Genomic DNA, 24,428 nt, shown 5'->3' on the forward strand with positions numbered 1-24,428 from the left:
CGCTTACAATAGAAACAATTTTTTTAAGTATCCTGTAAAAAATACTTGTTCGGGATCATATTGGTGTCGAATTTTTAAAAACTTTTCAATCTCTGGATACAACGCATAGACCGTTTGCGCTGTTAAATGATGTTGTTTTCCCCAGTGAGGACGACCCTCATATTTTTGCATCAATATATGCACCCATTTAAAATAAGGTTCTTCCGCCATCCCTTTATACATATGAAAGGCTATAAAAGCTGACTCACGACCTTGTGTGGGACTTAAAAAACCTGCTTCACCAGCAGTTGTTCGACACTCTAATGGAAAATGAACATGAAAAATGCTTTTTTTAAAGGTTGCATGAATTTCTTCCAGACAAGCTTCAAATTGTGATAAAGGGATGGCATATTCACTCTCTTGGAACTTCACACTACGAGGTGAAGGATAAATTTCATAGCTTATCCCTACTTTTTCACTTTCTACAACATTGGCAGCCGCTATCTTGCTCATAGCACCACTTAATTTTGGTCTCCATTTACATAGCTCTGACATCGCATAGAAAGCACCATTTTCTACTATTTGAAGCTTTAACGTTTCTATTCTTTTATTCCATTCACTTTGAAAAACAGGCGCGACCGCATTCATCCGTTTTACTTGAATGGTTTCACTACCAGGAAAATAAAACCACTCCACATGGCGATGTTGACGAATATCCTCGGCAAATAACGAGAGACCATTTGTCAATGTTTCTCTTGCCCCAACATAATGCAAACCATAAAGTGGCATGACCTTGATCGTTACTTTGACAAGGACACCAAGCATTCCAAGAGATACATGAAGCGCTTCAGATAAATCATCCATCCCTCTCCTATGTTCCTGATAAGTCCCAGTGCCATCTACAAATCCCCATGCCTCGACAGCTGACGATAAAGAACCAAGTGTAACCCCTGTGCCATGTGTGCCAGTCGACACTGCACCTGCAATGGTTTGCTCCTGAATATCTCCCATATTGATTAACGCAAAGCCGTGTTTCGCTAGCATCGGCCCAATTTCATATAAGTAGGTCCCCGCCCATAGTGTTGCCTCCTGTCTTTCCTCATTCACAGCGATTAATCCACGCAGATTATGTAAGGAAATAGCGATATGCTCAGGCATAGCCACAGCACTAAAAGAATGTGCAGCACCTGTGACACGTATTGTCTTTCCTGCTTGACACGCATGCTTCACAATGGCTGAAACTTCATCAATAGAGTGTGGTAAATACATTTCGCTCGGATAGGAAATAACATTCCCAGCCCAATTTGTCCACTTTTCACCATTCCGCCATTTTTCTATAGAAAACATTGTCCATCCCCCCTGTATGTTGTGTAAGGTCCTGCATACTTGTCCCCACGAATAGCATGCAGGACCTGAAAACGCTCACAAAGCTCTCCAGCCTTTGCATGTCGAAAATAAACGGTATCGCCAATATTGATGCTTTTTCCTTTGACCTTAATTGGTGTTTGCACCTCCCCTGCGCCTTCTAGGCTAAGATATGCAAAAGTGCTAGGGTCATAGAATACAGGCAAGCGATCCATCGCTATTGCTCCAGAAGCCGTATAGCCTCCACCATGACAAACAACGATATTTTTTTCAGGCATTCTTGTGACACGCAAGGCAAATCCAGCAGCCTTTTCTAGCTGTAAATGTGTAAATTGATCGAACAATGCAGGCGCATAAAAAGCTGAGCCAACTGTAATTTCCGTTACCTCCTTTTGTTGATTGGTATATGTCATACTTCCTGATCCTCCGCCATTAACAAAGCGCAGATTCGGAAAATAGGCCTTGATATGAGCGATTGCTAATCGACGAAATTGCGTTACTTGCTTTTTGGCCTGTACTTGCATGGCTTCTATGACTCTACCTTTTAAAGCATTCGCTGGGCGATTGCCAACGCCCGCAATTTGAGCCTCATAGCCCATCGCTCCTACCACTTCAATCGAAGGGGTCTTTTGAATGGTTTGTAAAAAAGGTGTCAATGTTTCAAGAGAATACAATGATGAACGTTTTGTTCCAAAATACAATACTTTAAAATCATTCGAAACATTAATATCAATACAAACCTGTACACGTACTCCAATCTCTTGTCCTAATTTCGCCAATAGTTCGATATGTTCTGGCCGATCTACCATAAACGTGACGATTTTTCCTTCTTTCACAAAATGCAACAATCGACGAATCGTTGCTTCCTCCATTACTGGATAGCCAAGCAATAAATCATCAAACCCCTGTTCTAATAAAAAAAGGGTCTCTGCTGCCGTGAATGTCATAAAGCCGACAACATTCACAAGTTTTTTCTGTATATAACGAAGGACCTCAATAGAACGAATCGATTTTGTCGCAATACGAATTTGTTTTCCACCACAAGCCTCTTGCACCATTTGTATATTTTTATCTAGTGCATCTAAGTCCAACCATGCAAATGGCCTTTCTAAATCACAAAACGCTTGATCCAATCTTGTCGTCATTTCATCACTCCCTTGTATGTACTATGTATTTGACATTTGACGGAATAATTCCTTTTTTTAAACAATTAGGCAAAATAAAACAACCGTGAGCCTGTTATTCAATAAGACTACACGGTTGTTTTAATATGGGATAAACATTTCATTCACCTTTCTATTTAATTGGTTACGATGCGTATAAGAAATCAGCTGCAAGATTTAGCATCACTAGTAAATGCAAACCAGCAATTAAAAAGCCTTGACGATTTAAACGTTTCATAACAGCCATATTCATATGACCACGCTCCTTTTCTACATTATAATCCCTTTATACAGAATTTTCAAACTATTAAAAAGTGGAAATTTACCCATTTTTCTTTTTCTCAAATAAAAATTTTACCCAAGAAATATGTGACTGTACGGAGAATGGACATTCTGCTTCAACAAATAATGTATTTTTTTATGCATGAAAAGGTTGTAGTAGCAAATAATTTAGTCAAATGGCTGATTTTTTTATTGTTAATGGGATTGAGCGTTGCAAGCATTTCTGGTACGAATTGAATGCATGAACATACTATAGAAGTAAGCGATAATCGGTGTATGTACAATATAGAAGTAATTGTAGTTAATGTGGACATTTTCACAGTAATTTATGCAGTTGGATTAGCTATAAAGTGAGCATAGCAAAGGAGCTGTATTCACTTATCTACAGCCTCATTGACAACATGTAATAATTACTAAACAAGATCACAGTGTTTAATCTACTCCATTCAGGGTATAACTAAGTAATCGCCATTATATCTTAAATTTAAGGAGATGAAAGTAATGATTAGTTTCATTTGGTATTTAATTATCGGAGGAATTCTTGGATGGTTAGCTGGTGTCATTTTAGGTAAAGATGTACCTGGCGGCATCATCGGGAATATTATTGCAGGGATTGTCGGTTCTTGGATTGGTAGTATGGTTTTAGGGAACTGGGGCTGGAGAGTAAGTGATTTCTATGTGTTCCCAGCACTAATTGGTGCCGTCGTGTTGATCTTTATCGTCAGCCTTATTTTAAAAGGTATGCGCAAAGCAACTTAAATATGTAATGAAGAGCCATCCATTGTGGTGGCTCTTTATTTTTCTTCATTTAAAAGAACGGCTGCTTGGAGTTCATCGTGAAAATCATTATACAACTGGTAGTAATATAACACATCATTTACATATTTCTCGCTATGGTTGTATTGATAAACAGCTTTCTTAATATTCCCTGTACCAGCACCGTATTTGGATAAGTAGTTCGCTGCACTAAATACGGCATCCTCAATATCATAGGGATCGGCTATCCCATCCCCATTTGCATCTACGCCATATCCTCCATATTTAGCAATTATCTCTGGATTCATTAATTCAGTTTTTGTGATGTTTCCTTTTCCTAAACCTGAGCATGTGGGATGCTGCCAGCCAACGAAGGTGCAAGGCATAAATTGCATATGCCCCTCTGCCCCAGCAGATGATACCATTGATTTTACCGTAGAAAATCGTGTTTCAATCCGATGATGCGCAGCAAGTAATGTCCATGGTACACCATATTTTTCTTCTGCAGCTACATAAACGGGAATGTATTGCTCAGGAATATTCATATCAAAATGTTGTTGAATCTCCTCTATTGCTTTTTGCTGGGCAAGCTTTTCGAAAATCGGTAATGTTTGAAGCTCTTTCCATGCAAAAAATGTGAGGACATACACAGTTATTGCAATTGGAATCAATAATGCTATCATACCCAATTTTGTGGCAGATGATAACATGGGTTTGTTATTCTTTTTCTTTGCCATACGTCACACCTAATCTAGTATTCTTTTTCTATATTACCAAATTTTCCGTAATGTGTAGTATATCTTTTGATTTTGAAAAATGAAGTCTTCCACATATATGAAGTACATCATTTCCACCATGAAAGCAGTTGAAAGGTTTGGTAAAAATATAGTAAAATACAGATTGATTCATTTTATTGGATAATAATAGGGAGGAATTTATCTTGTGGAAAGACTTTAAAGAATTTGCAATGAAAGGCAATATTGTCGATCTAGCAGTAGCAGTAGTCATTGGTGGTGCTTTCGGTAAAATTGTTACCTCCTTAGTTGAAAATATCATCATGCCATTGGTCGGTATTTTAACAGGTGGAATCGATTTAACAAAGAGTTTTGTTTTTGGCTCAGGTGAAGCCCAAATCAATTTTGGTGTATTTCTACAATCCATCATTGATTTTTTAATTATAGCGTTTGCCATTTTTATGGCCTTACGAATTATGACGAAGCTCACACGTAAAAAAGAAGAAGCAGTCGTTGAAGAACCAGCTCCTGAACTCGATGCCAAAGAAGAACTTCTCAAAGAAATTCGCGATTTGCTAAAAAAAGAACAAGCCTAACATACGGTGTAAAAGCATCTGTCGCTCATTTGAATGAGGCAGATGCTTTTGTTTTGTATCCTTCACTTCGGGTGTTCTCCTACTATTTAATGCGTATCCTTTACTTTTTCTCTTCTATCCACCACTTTACACGTTCTATCCGATACTTTGCATGTCCTATCCACTACTTTTTATCTTGTATCCACTAACTTAATGGGTATCCTTTACTTTTTCCTTCCTATCCACCACTTTGAACGTTCTATCCGATACTTTGAACGTTTTATCCGCTACTTTCCTTTCTCTATCCATCAATTTAATAAGTATCCTTTACTTTCTCTGCTCAATCTATATTCTGGAAGATAGTTTTACGTAAATTGAAGCAGTTCCATTCTAGATAGAAACGCTTACTTTGAAGTTTAGAGCGATTCCTTCTGCTGGAAACTGCTTTTTTGAAGGCGAACGATCATTCTTTTTTAGAAACCCACCTTTTTGAATCAAACCGATCATCTTTATTTAGAATCCGCTCTTTCTGAAACCTAAAGCGCTCTTCTTTACTTAGAATCCGCTCTTTCTGGAACCTAAACCGATCATCTTTATTTAGAATCCGCTCTTTCTGAAACCTAAAGCGCTCTTCTTTACTTAGAATCCGCTCTTTCTGAAACCTAAAGCGCTCTTCTTTACTTAGAATCCGCTCAATTTGATGTATAAACCGTTCACTCTGTTAAAATTTCATTCCATTCGAAGCTAACAGGGAAAAATTCGCATAAATTCACAATTAATCTCCTACTATTCCTAGGTGATTAACTATAAATAATCTAGCTAATTTTCAGAAATCACCTTGTTCTTCTTTAGTATCCATGTTAAATTGGTAACAATTATTGAGAATACTATTAAATTGAAAGCGAAAGTTGTTGCTTTTAATAATATTGAAGAAAAGAGTGACGTCATGACATTAAACAGAAGTATTGAAACAAAGCTTGTACAACTAGGCAATTTAAGTGACCCAATAACAGGAGCTGTGAGTCCGCCTATTCATTTATCGACTGCTTACAAACATACTGGGATTGGTGAATCTACTGGTTTTGACTATACACGGACAAAAAATCCAACACGTGCGCTTTTAGAAGCAGGAATTGCTGATTTAGAGGGTGGCGATATGGGCTTTGCCTGTAGTTCCGGGATGGCTGCCATTCAATTGGTGTTATCCCTATTTAAACCAGGCGATGAATTAGTCGTGCCAGATGATTTATATGGCGGTACATATAGACTATTTAACTTCTTCCAAGATACTTATAATATCAAGCCTGTTTATTCAAAATTCGAATCGGTTGAACAGGTGGAAGCATTAATGAATGAAAATACACGTGCAATATTCATTGAAACACCAACAAATCCACTTATGCAGGAATTTGATTTACAAGTGTATGCGGAGTTAGCACATAAGCATGGGGCATGGCTAATTGTGGATAACACATTTTATACGCCATACTTCCAACGTCCTATTGAATTAGGCGCAGATATTGTGCTTCATTCTGCAACGAAGTATATTGGTGGTCATAATGATGTTTTAGCTGGACTGGTGGTTGCTAAAGGTGCAGAATTAGCCGAACGCATTGGCTTTATTCATAATGGCAGTGGCATGGTGCTAGGAGCTATGGATTCATGGTTACTTATTCGTGGTCTAAAAACAATGCATCTTCGTTTAAAACAACATGATACAAATGCGAAGGCGATTGCTGCTTACTTAGAGGAAGAAGCGTTAGTGACAGATGTTCTTTATACTGGAAAAGGTGGAATGCTGTCATTCCGCCTACAAAAACCTGAGTGGATTGACCCATTCCTTCGTAATTTAAAATTAATTACTTTTGCTGAAAGTCTTGGCGGTGTCGAAAGCTTTATTACGTATCCTGCTACACAAACACATGCAGATATGCCTTATGAAGAGCGTGTGGAGCGTGGCGTTTGTGATCGTTTATTACGCTTCTCTGTCGGCATTGAGGAAGCAGAAGATTTAATTGCAGACTTACGACAAGTATTTGATATCCTTAGAAAAGAGGCATAATTATGAAGCAACGTATTGAAACAAGCCTCATTCACGCAGGTGTTCGTGATGGCTATGGTAATAAAAAAGGGGCTGTCAATGTCCCAATGTATTTGTCCTCTACTTTCCACCAAGAAAGTATTGATGAATTTGGAGAATATGATTATGCTCGTTCTGGCAATCCTACAAGAGATGCGTTAGAAAAAGCTGTAGCAGAGCTTGAAGGTGGCGTTCGTGCACATGCATTTTCATCTGGTATCGCTGCCGTTTCAGCAGCGTTAATGCTGTTATCACAGGGCGATCATATCGTCATGACCGAGGATGTTTATGGTGGAACCTATCGTTTTGTGACAAAGGTGTTGCCTCGCTTTGGAATTTCCCATACATTTGTAGATTTTACTGATCTAGCAGCTGTAGAAGCGGCAATCATGCCAGCTACAAAACTACTTTATATGGAAACACCATCGAATCCAACATTAGGTATTACAGATATCTGCGGTGTAGTGGCGCTTGCCAAGCAACACCACTGCCTTACATTCTTGGATAATACCTTTATGACACCGTTACACCAACGCCCACTCGAGCTTGGTGTGGATGTCGTCATTCATAGTGCGACGAAGTTCTTATCTGGACATTCTGATATTATTGCTGGTTTAACGATTACTGCCGATGAAAAGCTTGGACAGGATCTTTACTTTATCCAAAATTCATTCGGTAATATTTTAGGTGTGCAGGATTCTTTCACACTACTACAAAACATCAAAACAACAGATGTACGTTTTAGTCGTTCTGCTGAATCTGCTCAAAAAATTGCAGCCTATTTGGCTAGCAATCCGCTAGTTGAGCAAGTCTACTATCCAGGGCTTGCTTCACATCCAGGGTATGCTATTCATCAGCGTCAAAGCACGAGTCCTGGGGCTGTTTTATCCTTCCGACTACCAAGCTATGCTGCAGCAAAGGCATTGGTCGAGGCGATGACAATTCCTGTTTTTGCGGTCTCTCTTGGAGGAGTAGAATCTATTCTTTCTTACCCTGCAAAAATGAGTCATGCTGCTATGGAGCCTGAGGAGCGTGCTAAACGAGGCATCACTGATGGTCTGCTACGTTTTTCTGTAGGACTTGAGCATGTGGATGACTTAATTGCTGATTTTGCACAAGCCCTAGAAATTGCCGCCAAGGCTTAATTGAATCAACATAAAAACCGCGTCTAGTTGACGCGGTTTAATTATTATAGGTTCAATTTTTCACCTTTGCTAACAAGCGATATAGATAATCACCATGCCCCTTTGCCAGCAGAGCATCTTGCTCAGCTAAAATCCAATAAAACGAAAAGATTAAATCCCCTTCGTTTAAGCCAGTTGGATGATGCTGCCATGCATCTCTTGTTTCAACGGATGTTAGATGATAGAAATACCGTTTCTGTAAAATACCTGATGGATGATTAAAATAGTCCTGTGCTATTAACGCCTGAACGACAAGTGTGGTTAGACCTGTCTCTTCTAGCATTTCACGTTTCACAGCGTCTAAAGGTGTTTCACCTTCCTCTACCGTACCTTTGGGCACTTGAATACCTGCCCCAACTGAATTCTGTTCAAATACGAGTACCTGTAATCGATCCTCATGCTCTCTCGTAATATAGCCAAATGCTTTTTCAACTACTTGCATGAAAGTGACCCCCTTTGAATGATTGAATGTTACAATAAAGAAAAAAATTGGAATAGCAGGTGAAAAGTGTTGACACTTATTATACGACAGATGCAAGAAAATGACATTACTTTTGTACAAGAAATTGCTAGAATAAGCTGCCATTCCTCGTGACATTCAAGATCGCTTTTACAGCTAGCTTATAGTCGACAATGATTAATCGAACGTCTTATCAATAGTCCGTTTCTCGTTGCAATTTTTGATGAATTGCTAGTTTTTCAAACGTGACCCAAGGTGAGACGCATTATTTACATCCTGATATGCATGGTAAGGGCATTGGTACTGTACTTTTACTGGAAGGTCTGCGCATGCTCCGAAATCTATCGGCTTTATTTGTTTATGTAGAGAAAGAAAATAAGCTTGGTCTGCATTTTTATCAAGCAAAGGAATTTGTAACAATTGAAGAATTTGATGGGCATTTACTCAAAACTATTAAATTGGTTAAACAACAAGAAAAAGTGTAACGGTTCTTGCAACTACCGTTACACTTTTAATTATGTAAGATGAATTTGCTCGGCTTGGATAACAAGTGCTGTTAACCCAGTTATACTGCCGGATTCATGCGCTTGGCCTTGTTGCCATAGCACGCCCTGTCCTGTTTTTATCGTGATTTTTTCACCCTCTTCACTACTAATCCATCCTTCGCCATTGATAACAATAAATAGCTGTGGAACGGGAGCTTCATGCATCCCAACTACGCCACCTGGCTCAATATAGATGAAACCGATCGTCGTAGGCACTTCCGTTTTCGTGATTTTTCTATAGAATGTATCGATGGATTGGTATTGATGAATTGGATTTGCTAAATCTTGTGTAAATTGTATGATTTGCATTGCGCGAAAATCCTTTCCTATTAGGCTAGTTCTTCTTCAGCAAATGCTAAAAGTGTCCCATCTTCTTTTTTGAAATAAAAAGCAAATGCATCATAGCCATTTCTTTTAATCGTTTCCCAGTTAGCCGCTTCTCCATTTATAAGCCGTACATTTTCTTGTTCATCTACCTCATAGTCGTCTATTTCTTCGTCATAGTCGATATTATAGAAAAATGATAGTACGACTTCTGTTACAGGCAAAATATATTTCTCCAATGGTCGGTTGTCACGGTGCTCGTCGGTATACTCCTCACAAAATAGCGCATTATAACCATGCAGCGTAGCATCAAACAGCAATATTTCCTCTGCTGTTAAAGGATCTTTAGCAACGATTCTAGTAGCTGAGCCTGTAATAAAAGGCATTTCCTCTCCTTCAATCATTAGCAAATCACCATGATACCAAATTTCAAATTGTTCATTGCCTGCGCTAGATTGAAGGTGAAACTGTGATTCAACGCCATCAACAAATTGTACGTTTCCTGCAAATGGCTGTAAATAAGTTGGAATAGGAATGGTCATCGTGTCCCTCTCCTTTTTCTGTTAAAAATTACTTCCTTACAATATTATACATCTTTCTCATTTTACGCATAAAGAAAAACCCAGAATTTTTTTCTGGGCTTGATGACACTTACTTTTCTAGCATGATTAAAACTGACGGGCCTTTGCTTCACTTCGCAAGAGACGGTTATGGAGAGTAATCTCCGTTTCACCATTTACTTGCGATTTGGATCGCTTAATCCTTGACCAGTTGCGGTGGATTTTTTGAGATTTGGGGTCTAGTTGTTCGAACCTACTCATTTTTCATCCTCCTCATCATTATAGATTTCATAAGTGAAATCTTCTTTATTATGACCAGCTAAGGTGAATTTATACTAATCAAAACAAGCTTGTTTACTTCTTATTATTTATTTTCTCTTAACCAAGTTAGCGCATATTGTACATATAATTCGGCTCCAACGCGCAAACCATCTTCATCAATATCAAAATGGCCATTATGGTGTGCCCAGCGTGTATCCTTTTCTGTATTGCCTGAGCCTACGAGGGCAAAGCAGCCAGGTACTTCATCTAAGTAAAAGCTAAAGTCTTCTCCACCCATTGTTGGATCATCAATATGATAAGCTTCTGCGCCAAAATGTTCAGCTGTGAGGCGCTCAACCAAGTTGGCACTTGCCACATCATTGTTGACGGCTTGTGTACCATATTCATAAACAACCTCTGCTGTGCCACCATAAAGTGACGCAACCTGCTCAGCATAATGACGAATTTGCGCTTCGATATGTGAACGAACCTCTTTATCGAAGCATCGCACAGTCCCTTCTAAAATGGCATCTTCTGCAATTACATTAAAGCGTGTGCCTACTTCCATTTTCCCAATCGTAAGAACAGCAGGTCGAAGTGGGTTGACTGTACGTGACACAACCGTTTGGACATTCAAAGCAAACGTTGAAGCAATCATTACGGCATCAATGGCATCATGTGGTACCGCCGCATGTCCGCCCTGCCCTTTAAAGCGTACTTTGAAAATATCAGCAGAGGCAAAGGCAGGTCCTTTATTGCACTGGATTTTTCCTGTGTCAATCTGTGACCAAATATGAATACCAAAGGCGTTATCTACACCTTTCATTGCTCCTTGCTCAACCATCGCTTTTGCGCCTGTAGCTACTTCTTCAGCTGGTTGGAAAATAAAACGAACTGTTCCTTCGATTTCATCTTGTACCGTATGTAATGTCTTAGCTGCAATCAGCAACATAGCTGTATGCGCATCATGACCACAGGCATGCATCTTACCATCCGTTTTAGAACGATACGGAATATCTTCTGTTATTTCATAAACTGACAATGCATCCATATCCGCACGCAAGGCAACAGTTTTTCCTTCCTTGCCTCCTTTTAACTCAGCGATAATGCCTGTTGGCTCTGTTCGTCTATATGGAATACCAAGGTTATCTAAATACGCTGCTACATAATTCGTTGTTTCATATTCTTCCCAAGAAAGCTCTGGCTCACTATGCAATTTTTGACGAATCGCCACAAGCTCACTATTTAATTCCGCAATAGTTTGTTTCATTTTATTCATGCTCACTCTCTCCTTCTTTTATAGCCAATTGACAAAAATACCTGCTAAAATAACGGATGTTATCGTTACACTGATGAAGCCACCAACAAGCATCGGAGGCAACATATGGCTTAATAGCATATCACGTTCTTTTTCATCGGTTGTGGACGATTTCACTACTTCATTTGTTAAAATATAATCCGCTGGGAACCCATAGAGCGCTGTTAAGGATACAGCAAACGCTAAATTCGGGCTGACTTTTAAAACTTTCCCTGCGATGAAAGAGAAAATATACATACCAATGACCGCTAAAATAATTGACACAACTAATGGCACAATAATACGCATCAGCATTTCAGGGGATGCCTGTTTTAAGCCATCAAATATAAAGAGCATTAAACCCATAATAGCAAAACCGAAACCATTTGCTTTTTGCAATGGTTGTCTTTCTAAAAACCCAAATGTGGATGCAAGTACACCAAATACTAAGCACAGCACTAATGCATTGACTGTTACAATAGGTGCTAATGCGGTTGATGTACCATAAGCTAATAATCCAACAAACGCTAAACGGAAAAATTTAAAGTATTCTGTATTGTATTTAGAAGGGATTTTTCTAAATAATTTAGGTTGTTCAGAGGACTGTTCAACCTCTTCCTGTTCTTGTGTCACCGATTGTAAATTCCCTTGGTGGTGTTCTTTTAATAAACGTTTTGCTTCACGCTTCAATACAATGGACGTGATGGGGTATCCTGCAAAACCTTGAATTACGTAAATCACAATGGCAAAGACCGCTAAATCCTCTAAGCCAGCTGCAGAAGCACCTTCTGACATGACTAGGGCAGCCACAACGCCACCTACTAATGGCGGAACCGCAACAATCATCGTTTTTAAATCAAAAATCATGGCACCAATTGTAAATAATATGGCGATGATGCCTACAATACCAGCTAAAGAAATAACGATGGCTTTCCACTGGTTTTTCAATTCCTTAAGGGACAGAAGTGTACCCATATTGGTAATTAATAAATACATTAACATCGTGGCAACGACTGGACCAATCCCGGCAATACTCACAATATCTTTCGGGAAGAACGTCCAATAGCCGATTAAAAATAATACCGCACAGACGAACACAGATGGAATCCACGCCTTCGTTCTTGTTGCTACGATATCTCCGATGTAAAGAATAGCAAGTACTATCGTCAGTGCTAACATTTGCGACATATCAAAGAATTCTCCTAACTTAGTAATTTTTTAATGTCATCTATGATAATACTAATTATTCTTAAAATTCTATTTTTACAGAAAAGAAGAAAAATAATGCATGAACGAGCATATTCGTGACACTAAAATTACGATTATCCAAATATTTAGATTTTAAAGAATTTTCATAAAGCGCTTTCATAAAAAAATAGAACCATTTTAAAATGGCTCTACTTCGTTTTGCGCGCTATTTTTTTTCCAATAAAACGTTAACAATTTTCTCAAGTTGAAGATCTAACGAGTATGGATCTTCCATCACAAATTCATCCCCAAACTCGCCATACATATAAACATTGCCATTTTTAACAGCAGGTGCTTCCTGCCAAATTGGACTGTTCAAAATTTCCTCTGCATCTTCTTGCGAGTTTACATAGACAAATACATGATCGCCTAAATATTCTGGCAATACCTCTAAAGATATATTTTCAAACCCCTCTTTCATATTTAATGCCTGTTCTGTCGGAGGTAATTTCAACATCTGATAAATGGTATTACTACCATAATTCCCTCCTTCTGCAGCTAATACAAATAATCCTGTAGGGCTTAATTGCACGACTGACACCGTTTCACCTTCTTTAATGATGCCGTCTATTTGTTTTCGAGCGTCTTCAACCTTGAGTTCATATTCTTCGATCCATTGGTCAGCTTCCTTTTCTTTGCCAAATACTTCAGCAATCCTTTTGAATTTTTCTAATGGTCCAGCTGTCGAAAGCTCTTCCCAATAAGGAATAAAAACAGTCGTGCCTATTTTTTCATATTGTTCAATATTTTTCTCAATCGATCCAATGATTAAATCTGGCTCTAGCATAATGAGTTTTTCAGGGTTCATTGGAAAGCCACCTAAATTTTCAATTTTAGCTAATGTTTCTTGCGGAATCCCTGCTTTTTCAATCCATCCTTCCGCTAACATCCCTTCGCGGACACCAACTGGAATAATTCCTAGTTTTAAAAGCTGTCCCATGTACTGATCGGCCGCTACACGCTGTGGTTGTGCCGGAATTTCTACATCACCTCTTGGTGTAGAAACTATTCTTGTCTTTCCTTCCTGCACAGCTTCTTGTCCACTATTCGCTTGCGTTTCCACTTGCTTTGTCGCGGATGATGAGGCACCATTTGTATTCGCTGTATTTGAGCATGCTGCTAGCAGCAATGATAGACACATAAACAACGTCATCGCCTTTACTTTCATACTTTTGTACTTCGACATTTCATTTACTCCCTTTCGTTGATAATGATTTTCAATTTCATCATCAATATACCACTCGAATTGTTTTGGGAGAATAGCATATCTTCTTTTCCAAAGTGGCAATTCTTCATCTTCCATTTGCCGTTTTTGTCTCCATGTTACTTTAAATTGAGCGGGAGATACGCCCTTATATCGTTTAAAACTTCGGCTCAAGGAATGACCATCGGGGTAGCCGACATGTTCAGCAATTTCCTGCAATGTAGCATCTGTTTGTACGAGTAAAGTCGCTGCTTTGTTTACACGCATTTCACCCAAGTAGTGAATAGGACTCGTATGCATTTTTTCTTTAAAGCGTTTAGATAAATAACCGATGCTACAGCCCAGCTCTTGCGCTATGATATCCAGTGTCAGAGGTTGATGAGCATGTTCCTCCATATAGCGAACTGCCTCCGCTACAATATCTGGCTTTACAGGTTGAATTTCCTGCACATGCATTTGTCGTAATAATTCATAGACATATTGATAAAACACTGATTTTATATGTAAATGTTTCAGCTCTTTGTCATCATTTTGCAGCCAAATCATGTTCATCTGCTCTGCTTTATCAAGTAACGCAAGTGGATGAGCAGGCGCAAAAGCATATTGATAGTGGAAAGGATGATTGTTTTCCAATAAGGCGACTATTTCTTGGCGGTTAGGTAACGGGACAATCGCTTTATAAAAAATCAGGAAGTATTCGAGCTCTTTTTCCGCTACAATCTCTACATAGACCCCTTTCCCTGCATGCAGGACATAAAACGGGTGTACCATATGTCTATTTTTATCCAGCCATATTTGGGCACTACCTCTTTTTGTATAAAGAAAGGCATTGGTTGGTAATCGATAGGGGCCAAAATCTTCACCCTGCTCCATTATCGTCAATCGTACATCCATTATTTTGATGTATGCGTGATTCCATAAAAGTATATGATCACTTAATTTCATCGGGGTCAAACACTCCTTCTAATAAACCATTAACATGTCTATAGTTTAACAGAAATTCTACTAGTTGATAACGATTCTCATACATAAAATATGAGACAAAAAATGGACTTGTCATCGCATTGACTAAGTCCATTTTTCATCTCTGTTATTTTTTGAAACGATTGCCTGTGTTCACATAGATCAATAAAAATATCGTAAGTGCGACAAAAAGTACAAGACCAACATTAAATAACCACTGTGTATGGAGTATTTCGTTTAGAATCCATAAAAGAACACAAAAACAGTAACCATACATCATTTTTCCCATAAATTTTGCCAGTGCTCTTTCATCAGATCGTTCTTTCTCTTCCTGTGCCATCGTATTAAAGCCTGCAAGTAGAAAAGCTCCTTTACCTTGCGATAAAACAATGGCGAAGATGAGAAACGGCAGCATGATAATTAAATAGACAATAACACCCAAAGTCCATCATCCTACTTTTCATTTTTAATAAATTGCTGAATTGCTGGTAGTAATTCTTCATGAAGTGGCAGTGAAGGATCTGCATAGGTTGCTAAGTTTTCTGCACGATCTGCTGGTGCCTTTTTCAATACATGGTTCATGCCCTCTAAATAAAGCAATTTTGCCTCTTGTTTGCCTTTCTTCAATGCTTCGGCATCGGCTTCCTTCACTTGTAAATCCGTTGTTCCTTGTAGCAGTAATACACGTCCTTTTACCTTGGCTAGCTCATTAGCAGGTTGATACTTTAGCAAAGAAATCAGGAAAGGCTGTACAGATGGACGGAAAAGTGCTTGTAGCTCTGGTGAAATATTTTTCACTTGCTCCCCTTGCTTTAAAGCTGTCAAAATATTCGTGGATTCATTGAAAAGCTTTGGTGCTAATTGACCCTTTAATTGCTCTAAAAGCACTTCATCCAACGGTCTACCTGCACCTGCAATGGAGACAAAGGATTCTACGCCTGTTTGTTGAGCTGCTAGTAAACCAATGAGTGAACCTTCGCTATGTCCAATCACATGGACGCTTGTATAGGCTTTATCAGCCATCAATGTTTGGATGATTTGAACAGCATCATCCACGTATTGATCAAACGTTCCATCCTCTTCCTTTGTTAAGAGCGCTTGATTATCTCCAAGTCCTCGCTTATCATAACGCACCGTCGCAATGCCCTGTTGTGCTAAACCTTCCGCCAACATTTTTAAGCTATTATTTTTTCCAGCTAAAGCGGAATTACCGTCTTTATCAGTTGGTCCCGAGCCTGCTATTATCAGTGCCACTGGTGATGGAGATGGAGAAGCCTTTTGTAAGGCTACTGTTAAATTGCCGTTTTGAACGGGAATCTTTAATGTATCATAGGTAACGGGTTGCTCTTTATAAGCCTTTAGTGTTAAAGGATATTTTCCCCCATTTTGTTGAAATGTAGCCTCTATTTGTTCATTTTTGATTGTGCCATTAATGGCAATAGCTGAGCCGTTTAAATTAATGGACACTTTTACTTTATCACCTGTATACGTCACACTTTGAAATGGAAAATTAGATAACCCTTGTGCTGGAACAGATAATGTGCCACTATCCTTCTGTAAATCCACGATAATTGGTAGTGGTCCATTTGGTGTTTCAATACTTCCTTCCCATTTTCCAATAAACTGTTCATTCATTGCATTTGTCCCCTTTGTTCCTTGATGTTGAGCAGTGACCTCTTTTTGCCCACAAGCAGCTAAAAGTAAAATTGTACAGCAAAACAATAACCATTTTTTCATCTAATCTTCCTTTCTATATGAAGATCACCAATAAAATTGGCAATAAAGTTATACCGATCAAGATGTAGCACCATTTATTCGCAAAATTGACAGTCCAACCAATCCCGAATTTTTTGGGCACTAATAAAGAGGGATCATTTTTGTTGCAATAAAAAACACCCCATTTCCAATATTGATCATCTGTCGCAGCTGTTTCATTTGTATGTACCTCATCAAAGCGTTCGTTACTTTTACTAAGCTTCCAAATGAACACTAGTAAACCACCCAGCGTGACGACATTAAAGATAAGAAAAAGGGGGAAAAAGTAAGGAACCGTTTGGTCGTGTAAAATAACGGTTGTATAGTGTAAAACAACAAATAGAATAGTCATACTAAAATTAATGGCTGCCAAGTACCAACTCCCATATTTACGCTGAGCTAGCTCGCGATGGATGGACGCTTCTTTGGCCTGTGCGCTCAATTGGATTTTGGCGCTTTTCATGCCTTGGTTCATGATGAAAAAACTGATTTGTATCGCTAATAATATAAGTGGCATACTGACGACTGACAGCCATGATTTATCAGTCCAACCATCGACCTCCCCCGCTCCATTCCAATGTGTCGCAAAAACCGCTGGGATTGTCTCATAGTTCATATACGTAAAAGCGATTAATGCCAGTGTGATGATCATGGGTACGCTAAAAAATATAGATGACAAGGTTTCTTCATTTTGGCGGATAGACAAATCTGTCACATATACTGTTTTTATTTGCGCTTCCCACTGCTCCTGCACCTTCAATTTTTTCGTTTTGACATGATAACTCATGTAAAGACCAGATGATACAAGGAGCATGATATACAACAGGATAAAGGAAATTAAGGACGCCTTCTCCTCTTGCATAGGCGAAAGATAAAGCCCGATTTGACCTAGTAAAAATAAACCGGCAATCCCTCCGATGATTTGGCTATAATGCTTCTTCCACAGCTGTAATTGTGGATGTTTAACATAAGGTTCAGGTATAGAAACACCAAAGACAATCGATTTTCTTGTTAAATGTGGTGTCAGCGTTTCTAAAATCCCGACAATGATAAAGATGCTTACGATTATAAGCATACTACCCCTACTTCCATTGTTTTAAAATTCGCTGGAACAAACTTGTCATTTGCTCTTTTTCCAAACCCCGTGCAAAAGCTTCTGCCATAATAGGCTTCAAGGCATTTTCGACTTTTTCAACCTCCTTTTCTTCCAGCTCTCTCTTTTGGCCACCAATAATGACCGCTTTCGCTTTCGGCTTTAATTCAATTAAGCCCTTCTCTTCGAGTTCATGATAACTCTTACTGACCGTGCTGACATTGATACCTAAATCCGTAGCCATCGCACGCACAGACGGTAAAGTATCACCGTTTTTCAGCTCCCCTTTCGCAATGCTTTCAATTAATTGATTAGCTAACTGTTTATAAAGCTGCAATTCACTGCTTGGATCTAAATGTATTTGCATAAAACTCCTCCATTCTGTATTGCTAATAACCAAACAGAAATCTGTTATGTATAGAGTAATACAGATTTTCTATAATGTCAAATGAAGGAATTTTTTGTGGAGAAGACTTTTTTAGTGTGGTGGTTACATTTTTGGAGAGGGTTTGTCATCAATAGGGGCGGGAGCCTTCCTTGGGGAGCGCTTTTGATGCCTATTGGAGCGGGTTTCTTCCTTGGGTGAGCGCTTTGTCCATCAATTCGAGCGGGTTCTCCTCCCTTAGGAGCGCTTCTGACTCCTAATTGAGCGGATTCCTTCCTTAGGTGAGCGCTTTTGACAACAATTCGAGCGGGTTCTCCTCCCTTAGGAGCGCTTTTGACTCTCATTAGAGCGGATTCCTTCCTTAGATGAGCGCTTTGTCCATCAATTCGAGCGGGGTCTCCTCCCTTAGGAGCGCTTCTGACTCTCATTAGAGCGGGTTCCTTCCTTGGGTGAGCGCTTTGTCCATCATTTAGAGCGGGTTCTCCTCCCTTAGGAGCGCTTCTGACTCTCATTAGATCGGATTCTCTTCCCTTAGGAGCGCTTTCAGTCTCAACTTGAGCGGGTTCTATGTTAGCATGAGCACTTTTGACCTCAAATAGGAAACCTAAAAATAAGAAAAGGACCCAGAATAATTCTGGATCCATGGACACTTATTGCTTCTATTTGATTTTTAACTGGCTGGTTGACACTTCATCTTAAACTACAGCAAAACAGATTATTTCTGCTCCACCTTTTGGCTTAAGATTTAAGAAGCTTCAACCTTGAACAGTTGTGGCGGACTTTCCTGAGATTCTTGGTCTTTGGGTGTTTGACTATTACTACTCATTCTGCATCCTCCCCATCAGATTAGATTAATAAGTGGTTCCTCTCTTATTATGAGCCATCCCTTGTTTTTTATACATGCTTTAACTTTTTTCTGCAAAGACTTGTTGTGCTATCGTAAGAGCATTTTGCACTCTTGGAAAACCGATGTAGGGTACTAATTGTAAAAGTGCCTCAACCACTTCTGTCTGTGTTAAGCCTGCATGTAATCCTCGCTGAATATGAGTTTTGGTTTGTGGTGCAGCACCTTGTGCAACAACTGCTGTTATCACGACGAGTGCTCGACTTTTTGCATCTAGCCCAGATCTTGAATAGACATCACCATAAGCAAACTCAATAATCATTTTGCGTAAATCGGGTGCTACATCGGCTAATGCATCGGATTCGATCATCCGTGTTGCTTCTTCCTCTGTCACATATTGTTTAATTGTTTCGAGCCCCTTTGTAAAACGTTCATTCATTTCTTTATCCCTCCCACCAATTACTTATACAAAAACCCCAATTCCGCGTCTCCAGAATTGGGGATTGTCCTTCACATATGTAAGGTTCTCTTTTTCACGTCACCCTCTGGTTCAGTTGAAAAAGGATAAAGGTTTTCATAGTGCCTCACAGGACATCTTTAATGAATATCTATGCAAAAGTCTCAAGGACATGCACGCAAAAATTAAATAACTACAAGACAGGCTTTAGCTTTCTCAATTTGGATTTTTACTTGTTCAAAGCCAGTACCACCTAAGGAATGACGGCGGCGAACAGCCGCTTCTGGCGCTAGTACATCATAAATATCCGCTTCAATTAACGCACTTTCTTGCTGCATTTCTTCCAATGGTAAATCTAATAAATAAATGCCCTTTTGAATACATGTAAAGACAAGCTTACCTGTCACCTCATGTGCCTCACGGAATGGCATCCCCTTTGTCGCAAGGTAATCTGCCAGCTCTGTTGCATTTGAAAAATCAGAGTGAACAGCCTGATGTAAACGTTCCGTGTTGACAGTCATTGTACGAACCATGCCTTCAAAGATTTTAAGTGAACCAAGAATCGTATGAACGGTATCGAACATGCCCTCTTTGTCCTCCTGCATATCTTTGTTATACGTTAATGGTATGCCCTTTAACACCGTTAATAAGCCCATTAGATTCCCATAAACACGCCCTGTTTTACCACGAATAAGCTCTGCCATATCCGGGTTTTTCTTTTGTGGCATAATCGAAGAACCTGTTGAAAAGGCATCATCCAATTCGATAAATTTAAATTCATCTGTAGACCAGATAATAATTTCCTCAGCAAAGCGTGATAGATGTGCCATAAGTAAGGAAGAATGACTTAAAAACTCCACTATAAAATCACGATCACTCACAGCATCCATGGAGTTTGCATAAACCTCGCTAAACCCTAATAACTCTGCTGATTTTAAACGGTCAATCGGGAAAGTTGTCCCTGCCATTGCCCCAGCACCTAAAGGCAAAATATCAATACGTTTTATGGATTCTGTAAAACGTTGTTTATCACGCTCTAGCATCCAAAAATAGGCCATTAAATGATGTGCAAAGGAAATTGGCTGTGCACGTTGTAAATGCGTATAACCTGGTGCAATCGTTTCAATATGCTCTTGTGCTTTGTCTAATAGCGTTTGTTGGAACGTCACAATTAAATCAATTGCTTCCTGCACACGCTTTTTCAAAAAGAGATGCATATCCGTTGCTACTTGGTCATTTCGGCTACGTCCTGTATGTAGTTTGCCACCGACAGGACCAATTAAATCAATTAACATCTTTTCTAAATTTAAGTGTATATCTTCATTGGCAACGCTAAATTCAAGCTCACCTGCGATTGCCTTTTCTTTTAATTGGGCAAGACCACCTAGTATGGCCTCTACGTCAGCTGCAGGTAAAATTCCTGTTGCACCAAGCATTGTGACATGTGCAACACTACCTTCAAGGTCCTCTAGCACAAGTTGCTGGTCAAAGCCAATCGATGCGCCAAACTCGTCTACCCATGCTTCTGCTGATTTTTGGAAACGTCCACCCCAAAGTTTTGTCATGTCAGCTCACCTTTTCCTCGATTACTTATTAAAAGGTGTAGTATAAGCACAAATGCCTCACCACACCTTGCTTGTTCAACATTACTTTTTATTCACAGATGAGTTCACTACAGTTGGTAGACCCCATAACTCGATAAAGCCTACAGCGGAAGCGTGATTGAATTGATCTTCCTTCGAGTATGTTGCTAGCTTTTCACTGTATAATGAATTTGGTGATTTACGTCCTTCTACAATCGCATGTCCTTTAAATAGTTTCACACGTACTGTACCATTCACATATTGTTGTGTTTGTGCAAGGAATGCTTCAAGAGCATCACGTAATGGTGAGAACCATAGACCGTCGTAAATTAATTCAGAAAGTTTTTTCTCAATTACTGGCTTGAAGTGTGCTAATTCTTTTACAAGCGTTAAATCTTCAAGCTCTTTATGCGCTGTTAACAGCACTTTTGCACCTGGAATTTCATAAACCTCACGAGATTTAATACCAACTAGACGATTTTCTACGTGGTCGATACGTCCTACACCATGAGCACCTGCTACTGCATTTAATTCTTGAATTAAATCAGCAAGCTTCATTTCTTTTCCATTTAATGCTACTGGTTTACCAGCTACAAACTCGATTTCCACATATTCGGCTTCATTCGGTGCATTTTCAACAGAAACTGTTAAGCCATAAGCTTCTTCTGGTGGCGACACCCATGGATCTTCCATGATGCCTGCCTCATTTGCACGGCCCCATAAGTTTTGGTCGATTGAGAAAGGTGAATCCAATGTTGCAGGAATCGGTACATTATGCTTCATTGCATATTCGATTTCCTCATCGCGGCTCCAGCCCCACTCACGTACTGGTGCTAATACCTCTAAATCTGGATTTAATGCTTTAATGGATACTTCAAAACGAACTTGGTCATTCCCTTTACCTGTGCAACCATGCGCAACAGCGTCAGCGCCTACTTGATTAGCAATCTCTACTAGTTTTTTCGAGATGAGTGGACGGGAAAGTGCTGATACTAATGGATACTTTTGCTCATACCAAGTATGTGCTTGTAAAGAAATTAATGCATATCCTTCAGCAAATTCATCTTTCGCATCCACCATATAAGATTCAATCGCCCCTACTTGAAGAGCTTTATTTTTTACGAATTCAAGATCTTTCCCTTCGCCAACGTCAAGACATACTGCAATGACGTCCCACCCTTGTTCTTTTAACCATGGAATTGCTACCGAAGTATCAAGTCCTCCTGAATAAGCTAACACAACTTTTTTATTTGCCATTAAAAATGCGCCTCCATTGCTCTATCGATATGTATGTTTATACATTCATTTAAAAGTTTATACACGAATAGTATCATGTTATAAAAATAAATACAAGTGTATTTTTATAAATTAATAGACTTTTATTTTTATTGTCAAAAGTAAGTCGTTCCTGACAAAAGGTCGCGAAGAAATCTATGGATATTAACTCGAAAAAACGTTTTTTTACTATATATAGAAATGTATACTATATAAGTTTAGCAATGAACGACAAAAAAGAATCCATTATACAAACTGGATTCTTTTCTAGCTACTTTTCTGATTGAATCCCATACAAAACTTTATTAGGTTTAATCCAAATAAGTAGAACGGCTGCCGCCGAATATAAAATGGCATTATACATGATTAAATCAATTAGGTTTCCATTTATGGAGCCGATAAAAAAATTAAAGAGCTGATGAATAATAATAGGAATAATTAAATTCTGATTGATGTTATAAAATACTGTCATGATAATGGTCGTTGCTATGATGGATAGCATAAAGAATAAACTGTATTTGATTAAATCCATCCCAATAAACCCTGTTGTAAGCCATATAGGTAAATGCCACATCCCCCACCAAAAGCCTATGATAATAGAGGCAATTAAAGGGGAATACTTCTTTTGAAGCTCAAGCAGCGCAAAGCCCCTCCATCCTAATTCTTCTCCTAGTGGTCCTGACAAAAGCGTTTTAACAAAATAAAAACTCAGCATGCCCAATGAAGACAGCGTAAAAATAGAGGTTGCTTCATAATTATTCATGATAAGAAACAAAATAATGATAAAGATAACCGTTTGTATCATCACTATTGAAACAATCACCGACAATGACAATTTACTTTTAAATTTTTGTTTGACAAAGTGGATAAAACGCTGCCCAGGATAGATTCTTGGAAAAAGTAGAACAAAGGCAAAGGTGGATGACCAAGCCGATAGACAGCGTACGATATCAAATAGCCAAGTCGGATAGCCTAATAGCTTGACGGCTCCAACAACACAGAAAAGTGGCCAAAAAATGATATTGGTTAAAACAATAAAGCTTGCTACTGGTTTTTTTAATTTCTTTTTTCTACGCAAGTAGATCCCCCATTTCATCTGAATATCTTCAGCATAAACCTGGGGGTTGCTCACAGGTCAAACCCATTATGCCATTATTTTACCGGTACATACATTTCTAAAAAAATACGTTCAAGCCCCTCTTCATAAGTGGTAAGCAATAAGTTGATATAAACAAGCCCTAAAAGCTCATAGCCATTTTCCTTAGCTACTTTTCTTATGCTAGCCTCTACTTTATCGTCTGTATTTTTGCCACCTGTAGACCAGCGCCCATCTTCTATAACCGTATAAAGACATTTAGGATGCGATAAAATTTCACCTTCTGTTGGTTGATTGCTATTTTCCACTTTCCTGACAATCATAAATTTATTTTCTAGCATACCGCTATCATTGAATCGAATAACTCTTCTTAAAGATGTAAGAATTACCGCTTTCTTTATACTGTCTGCATTTTCTTTTAACGAGTCATATTCATCATAGGCCGTATAATGATCTATTACGCCCATTATTTCCAATGGTTTCATTTCCTTTATAGTATACGTTCCTAAAAATTGACTAATTTTTTGACAATCCTCTTTTACAAGCTGGAGCTTTTTTAATTGTAGCTTTTTATAAGCTATCTCCTCTAACACTTCCTGTTCTTTTTCTACTAACAATGATTGGATGCCATCTATACTCTTGCCTTTTCTTAATTCCTGAATCTTTTTAATTTCAACATCAATTTCTCTATAAAAATTGACGGTTGTGACATCGTATATATCAAAGTGATTGTATGTTCTATACCCATTCTGACTATTTTGCTGGGGCTTTACTAATCCCTTTTCTTCGTAATATTTTAAGGTGTCCCTAGAAACTCCTAAAAATTTTGCAACTTGACCAATTGTATACATTTAAGTCTCCTTTTCAGCTCTTCCTCTTCACTACTATAGCTACAATTATATGTAAATATGAAAAAACCGTAGACATGCATGTGAAGCATGTTTACAGTTTCAAATGTTG

General features: G+C 38.7%; 24 protein-coding genes. 5 read left to right on the top strand and 19 right to left on the bottom strand.

What is annotated here, in order from left to right; translation table 11 throughout:
* Positions 1 to 3: 3 nt before the first annotated feature.
* Together MHB65_RS14520 and MHB65_RS14525 are read right to left on the bottom strand one after the other, a co-directional pair.
* Positions 4 to 1,326 carry a D-arabinono-1,4-lactone oxidase gene (locus MHB65_RS14520; protein WP_342440833.1) on the bottom strand — a complete coding sequence of 441 codons (1,323 nt, stop codon included), beginning with the start codon at positions 1,324 to 1,326 and terminating at the stop codon, positions 4 to 6.
* A complete protein-coding gene (locus MHB65_RS14525; RefSeq protein ID WP_342440834.1) occupies positions 1,314 to 2,489 on the bottom strand; it encodes an amino acid deaminase/aldolase in 1,176 nt (391 codons plus the stop codon). The genes MHB65_RS14520 and MHB65_RS14525 overlap by 13 nt, the downstream gene beginning before the upstream one ends.
* An 801-nt stretch (positions 2,490 to 3,290) precedes the next feature.
* Between MHB65_RS14525 and MHB65_RS14530 the strand changes: the two genes are divergently transcribed.
* Positions 3,291 to 3,548: a GlsB/YeaQ/YmgE family stress response membrane protein gene (locus MHB65_RS14530; protein ID WP_036123271.1), complete on the top strand. Its 258-nt coding sequence runs from the start codon at positions 3,291 to 3,293 to the stop codon at positions 3,546 to 3,548.
* A gap of 35 nt (positions 3,549 to 3,583) precedes the next feature.
* On the opposite strand, the gene MHB65_RS14535 is transcribed toward MHB65_RS14530, so the two are convergent.
* Complete coding sequence (locus MHB65_RS14535; protein ID WP_205444118.1) at positions 3,584 to 4,282, bottom strand: lytic transglycosylase domain-containing protein; 699 nt, start codon at positions 4,280 to 4,282, stop codon at positions 3,584 to 3,586.
* 203 nt (positions 4,283 to 4,485) lie between these two features.
* Here MHB65_RS14535 and mscL point away from each other — a divergent pair, with 203 nt between their 5' ends.
* The 3 genes from mscL to MHB65_RS14550 all read left to right on the top strand — a co-directional run bounded on the left by mscL (position 4,486) and on the right by MHB65_RS14550 (position 8,079).
* Positions 4,486 to 4,875: a large conductance mechanosensitive channel protein MscL gene (gene mscL / locus MHB65_RS14540; protein ID WP_004231397.1), complete on the top strand. Its 390-nt coding sequence runs from the start codon at positions 4,486 to 4,488 to the stop codon at positions 4,873 to 4,875.
* 925 nt (positions 4,876 to 5,800) lie between these two features.
* The gene (locus MHB65_RS14545) at positions 5,801 to 6,916 is read left to right on the top strand and encodes a methionine biosynthesis PLP-dependent protein (RefSeq protein WP_342440835.1); all 1,116 of its coding nucleotides are present in this window, start codon (positions 5,801 to 5,803) and stop codon (positions 6,914 to 6,916) included.
* Between the two features lie 2 nt (positions 6,917 to 6,918).
* Positions 6,919 to 8,079: an aminotransferase class I/II-fold pyridoxal phosphate-dependent enzyme gene (locus MHB65_RS14550; RefSeq protein WP_342440836.1), complete on the top strand. Its 1,161-nt coding sequence runs from the start codon at positions 6,919 to 6,921 to the stop codon at positions 8,077 to 8,079.
* A 52-nt stretch (positions 8,080 to 8,131) separates the two neighbouring features.
* On the opposite strand, the gene MHB65_RS14555 is transcribed toward MHB65_RS14550, so the two are convergent.
* The gene (locus tag MHB65_RS14555) at positions 8,132 to 8,560 is read right to left on the bottom strand and encodes an NUDIX domain-containing protein (RefSeq protein WP_342440837.1); all 429 of its coding nucleotides are present in this window, start codon (positions 8,558 to 8,560) and stop codon (positions 8,132 to 8,134) included.
* A gap of 263 nt (positions 8,561 to 8,823) precedes the next feature.
* Here MHB65_RS14555 and MHB65_RS14560 point away from each other — a divergent pair, with 263 nt between their 5' ends.
* The gene (locus MHB65_RS14560; protein ID WP_342440838.1) at positions 8,824 to 9,063 is read left to right on the top strand and encodes a GNAT family N-acetyltransferase; all 240 of its coding nucleotides are present in this window, start codon (positions 8,824 to 8,826) and stop codon (positions 9,061 to 9,063) included.
* A 30-nt stretch (positions 9,064 to 9,093) separates the two neighbouring features.
* Here the strand turns inward: MHB65_RS14560 and MHB65_RS14565 are convergent, their stop codons facing one another.
* From MHB65_RS14565 to MHB65_RS14635, 15 genes are all read right to left on the bottom strand, one after another.
* Entirely contained in the window at positions 9,094 to 9,432 is a 339-nt protein-coding gene (locus MHB65_RS14565) for a cupin domain-containing protein (protein WP_342440839.1), read from the bottom strand.
* Between the two features lie 20 nt (positions 9,433 to 9,452).
* Positions 9,453 to 9,989: a hypothetical protein gene (locus MHB65_RS14570; protein WP_205444123.1), complete on the bottom strand. Its 537-nt coding sequence runs from the start codon at positions 9,987 to 9,989 to the stop codon at positions 9,453 to 9,455.
* 126 nt (positions 9,990 to 10,115) lie between these two features.
* Positions 10,116 to 10,268, bottom strand: coding sequence for a YpzG family protein (locus tag MHB65_RS14575; protein ID WP_004231380.1), 153 nt, complete (start codon positions 10,266 to 10,268; stop codon positions 10,116 to 10,118).
* A gap of 103 nt (positions 10,269 to 10,371) precedes the next feature.
* A complete protein-coding gene (locus MHB65_RS14580; protein WP_205444125.1) occupies positions 10,372 to 11,547 on the bottom strand; it encodes an amidohydrolase in 1,176 nt (391 codons plus the stop codon).
* An 18-nt stretch (positions 11,548 to 11,565) separates the two neighbouring features.
* Entirely contained in the window at positions 11,566 to 12,753 is a 1,188-nt protein-coding gene (locus MHB65_RS14585) for a hypothetical protein (protein WP_205444126.1), read from the bottom strand.
* 226 nt (positions 12,754 to 12,979) lie between these two features.
* Positions 12,980 to 14,962, bottom strand: a complete 1,983-nt coding sequence (locus MHB65_RS14590; RefSeq protein WP_342440840.1) for an AraC family transcriptional regulator — start codon at positions 14,960 to 14,962, stop codon at positions 12,980 to 12,982.
* Between the two features lie 145 nt (positions 14,963 to 15,107).
* Positions 15,108 to 15,422, bottom strand: coding sequence for a DUF3784 domain-containing protein (locus MHB65_RS14595; protein WP_342440841.1), 315 nt, complete (start codon positions 15,420 to 15,422; stop codon positions 15,108 to 15,110).
* Positions 15,423 to 15,433: 11 nt separating this feature from the next.
* On the bottom strand, positions 15,434 to 16,717 hold the full coding sequence (locus tag MHB65_RS14600) for an alpha/beta fold hydrolase (protein WP_342440842.1): 1,284 nt from the start codon (positions 16,715 to 16,717) through the stop codon (positions 15,434 to 15,436).
* A gap of 13 nt (positions 16,718 to 16,730) precedes the next feature.
* The gene (locus MHB65_RS14605; RefSeq protein ID WP_342440843.1) at positions 16,731 to 17,810 is read right to left on the bottom strand and encodes a DUF5808 domain-containing protein; all 1,080 of its coding nucleotides are present in this window, start codon (positions 17,808 to 17,810) and stop codon (positions 16,731 to 16,733) included.
* A gap of 7 nt (positions 17,811 to 17,817) precedes the next feature.
* Entirely contained in the window at positions 17,818 to 18,195 is a 378-nt protein-coding gene (locus MHB65_RS14610) for a GntR family transcriptional regulator (protein WP_342440844.1), read from the bottom strand.
* Between the two features lie 923 nt (positions 18,196 to 19,118).
* Positions 19,119 to 19,496, bottom strand: coding sequence for a carboxymuconolactone decarboxylase family protein (locus tag MHB65_RS14615; RefSeq protein ID WP_342440845.1), 378 nt, complete (start codon positions 19,494 to 19,496; stop codon positions 19,119 to 19,121).
* Between the two features lie 203 nt (positions 19,497 to 19,699).
* The gene (gene argH, locus MHB65_RS14620; RefSeq protein ID WP_342440846.1) at positions 19,700 to 21,079 is read right to left on the bottom strand and encodes an argininosuccinate lyase; all 1,380 of its coding nucleotides are present in this window, start codon (positions 21,077 to 21,079) and stop codon (positions 19,700 to 19,702) included.
* 81 nt (positions 21,080 to 21,160) lie between these two features.
* Positions 21,161 to 22,354, bottom strand: a complete 1,194-nt coding sequence (locus MHB65_RS14625) for an argininosuccinate synthase (protein WP_004231366.1) — start codon at positions 22,352 to 22,354, stop codon at positions 21,161 to 21,163.
* A gap of 289 nt (positions 22,355 to 22,643) precedes the next feature.
* Entirely contained in the window at positions 22,644 to 23,450 is an 807-nt protein-coding gene (locus tag MHB65_RS14630; protein ID WP_342440847.1) for a type II CAAX endopeptidase family protein, read from the bottom strand.
* A 74-nt stretch (positions 23,451 to 23,524) separates the two neighbouring features.
* Entirely contained in the window at positions 23,525 to 24,319 is a 795-nt protein-coding gene (locus MHB65_RS14635) for a MerR family transcriptional regulator (RefSeq protein ID WP_342440848.1), read from the bottom strand.
* Between the last annotated feature and the right edge of the window lie 109 nt (positions 24,320 to 24,428).

Source organism: Lysinibacillus sp. FSL K6-0075, from assembly GCF_038592945.1.
In the GTDB taxonomy this organism is placed as follows: Bacteria; Bacillota; Bacilli; order Bacillales_A; family Planococcaceae; genus Lysinibacillus; species Lysinibacillus fusiformis_F.

What these genes read in the sequence shown, in the direction of transcription:
- MHB65_RS14520 (WP_342440833.1), bottom strand. Translation starts at nt 1,326, where the DNA reads ATGTTTTCTATAGAAAAATGGCGGAATGGTGAAAAGTGGACAAATTGG.
- MHB65_RS14525 (WP_342440834.1), bottom strand. Translation starts at nt 2,489, where the DNA reads ATGACGACAAGATTGGATCAAGCGTTTTGTGATTTAGAAAGGCCATTT.
- MHB65_RS14530 (WP_036123271.1), top strand. Translation starts at nt 3,291, where the DNA reads ATGATTAGTTTCATTTGGTATTTAATTATCGGAGGAATTCTTGGATGG.
- MHB65_RS14535 (WP_205444118.1), bottom strand. Translation starts at nt 4,282, where the DNA reads ATGGCAAAGAAAAAGAATAACAAACCCATGTTATCATCTGCCACAAAA.
- MHB65_RS14545 (WP_342440835.1), top strand. Translation starts at nt 5,801, where the DNA reads ATGACATTAAACAGAAGTATTGAAACAAAGCTTGTACAACTAGGCAAT.
- MHB65_RS14550 (WP_342440836.1), top strand. Translation starts at nt 6,919, where the DNA reads ATGAAGCAACGTATTGAAACAAGCCTCATTCACGCAGGTGTTCGTGAT.
- MHB65_RS14555 (WP_342440837.1), bottom strand. Translation starts at nt 8,560, where the DNA reads ATGCAAGTAGTTGAAAAAGCATTTGGCTATATTACGAGAGAGCATGAG.
- MHB65_RS14565 (WP_342440839.1), bottom strand. Translation starts at nt 9,432, where the DNA reads ATGCAAATCATACAATTTACACAAGATTTAGCAAATCCAATTCATCAA.
- MHB65_RS14570 (WP_205444123.1), bottom strand. Translation starts at nt 9,989, where the DNA reads ATGACCATTCCTATTCCAACTTATTTACAGCCATTTGCAGGAAACGTA.
- MHB65_RS14575 (WP_004231380.1), bottom strand. Translation starts at nt 10,268, where the DNA reads ATGAGTAGGTTCGAACAACTAGACCCCAAATCTCAAAAAATCCACCGC.
- MHB65_RS14580 (WP_205444125.1), bottom strand. Translation starts at nt 11,547, where the DNA reads ATGAATAAAATGAAACAAACTATTGCGGAATTAAATAGTGAGCTTGTG.
- MHB65_RS14585 (WP_205444126.1), bottom strand. Translation starts at nt 12,753, where the DNA reads ATGTCGCAAATGTTAGCACTGACGATAGTACTTGCTATTCTTTACATC.
- MHB65_RS14590 (WP_342440840.1), bottom strand. Translation starts at nt 14,962, where the DNA reads ATGAAATTAAGTGATCATATACTTTTATGGAATCACGCATACATCAAA.
- MHB65_RS14600 (WP_342440842.1), bottom strand. Translation starts at nt 16,717, where the DNA reads ATGAAAAAATGGTTATTGTTTTGCTGTACAATTTTACTTTTAGCTGCT.
- MHB65_RS14605 (WP_342440843.1), bottom strand. Translation starts at nt 17,810, where the DNA reads ATGCTTATAATCGTAAGCATCTTTATCATTGTCGGGATTTTAGAAACG.
- MHB65_RS14610 (WP_342440844.1), bottom strand. Translation starts at nt 18,195, where the DNA reads ATGCAAATACATTTAGATCCAAGCAGTGAATTGCAGCTTTATAAACAG.
- MHB65_RS14615 (WP_342440845.1), bottom strand. Translation starts at nt 19,496, where the DNA reads ATGAATGAACGTTTTACAAAGGGGCTCGAAACAATTAAACAATATGTG.
- argH (WP_342440846.1), bottom strand. Translation starts at nt 21,079, where the DNA reads ATGACAAAACTTTGGGGTGGACGTTTCCAAAAATCAGCAGAAGCATGG.
- MHB65_RS14625 (WP_004231366.1), bottom strand. Translation starts at nt 22,354, where the DNA reads ATGGCAAATAAAAAAGTTGTGTTAGCTTATTCAGGAGGACTTGATACT.
- MHB65_RS14635 (WP_342440848.1), bottom strand. Translation starts at nt 24,319, where the DNA reads ATGTATACAATTGGTCAAGTTGCAAAATTTTTAGGAGTTTCTAGGGAC.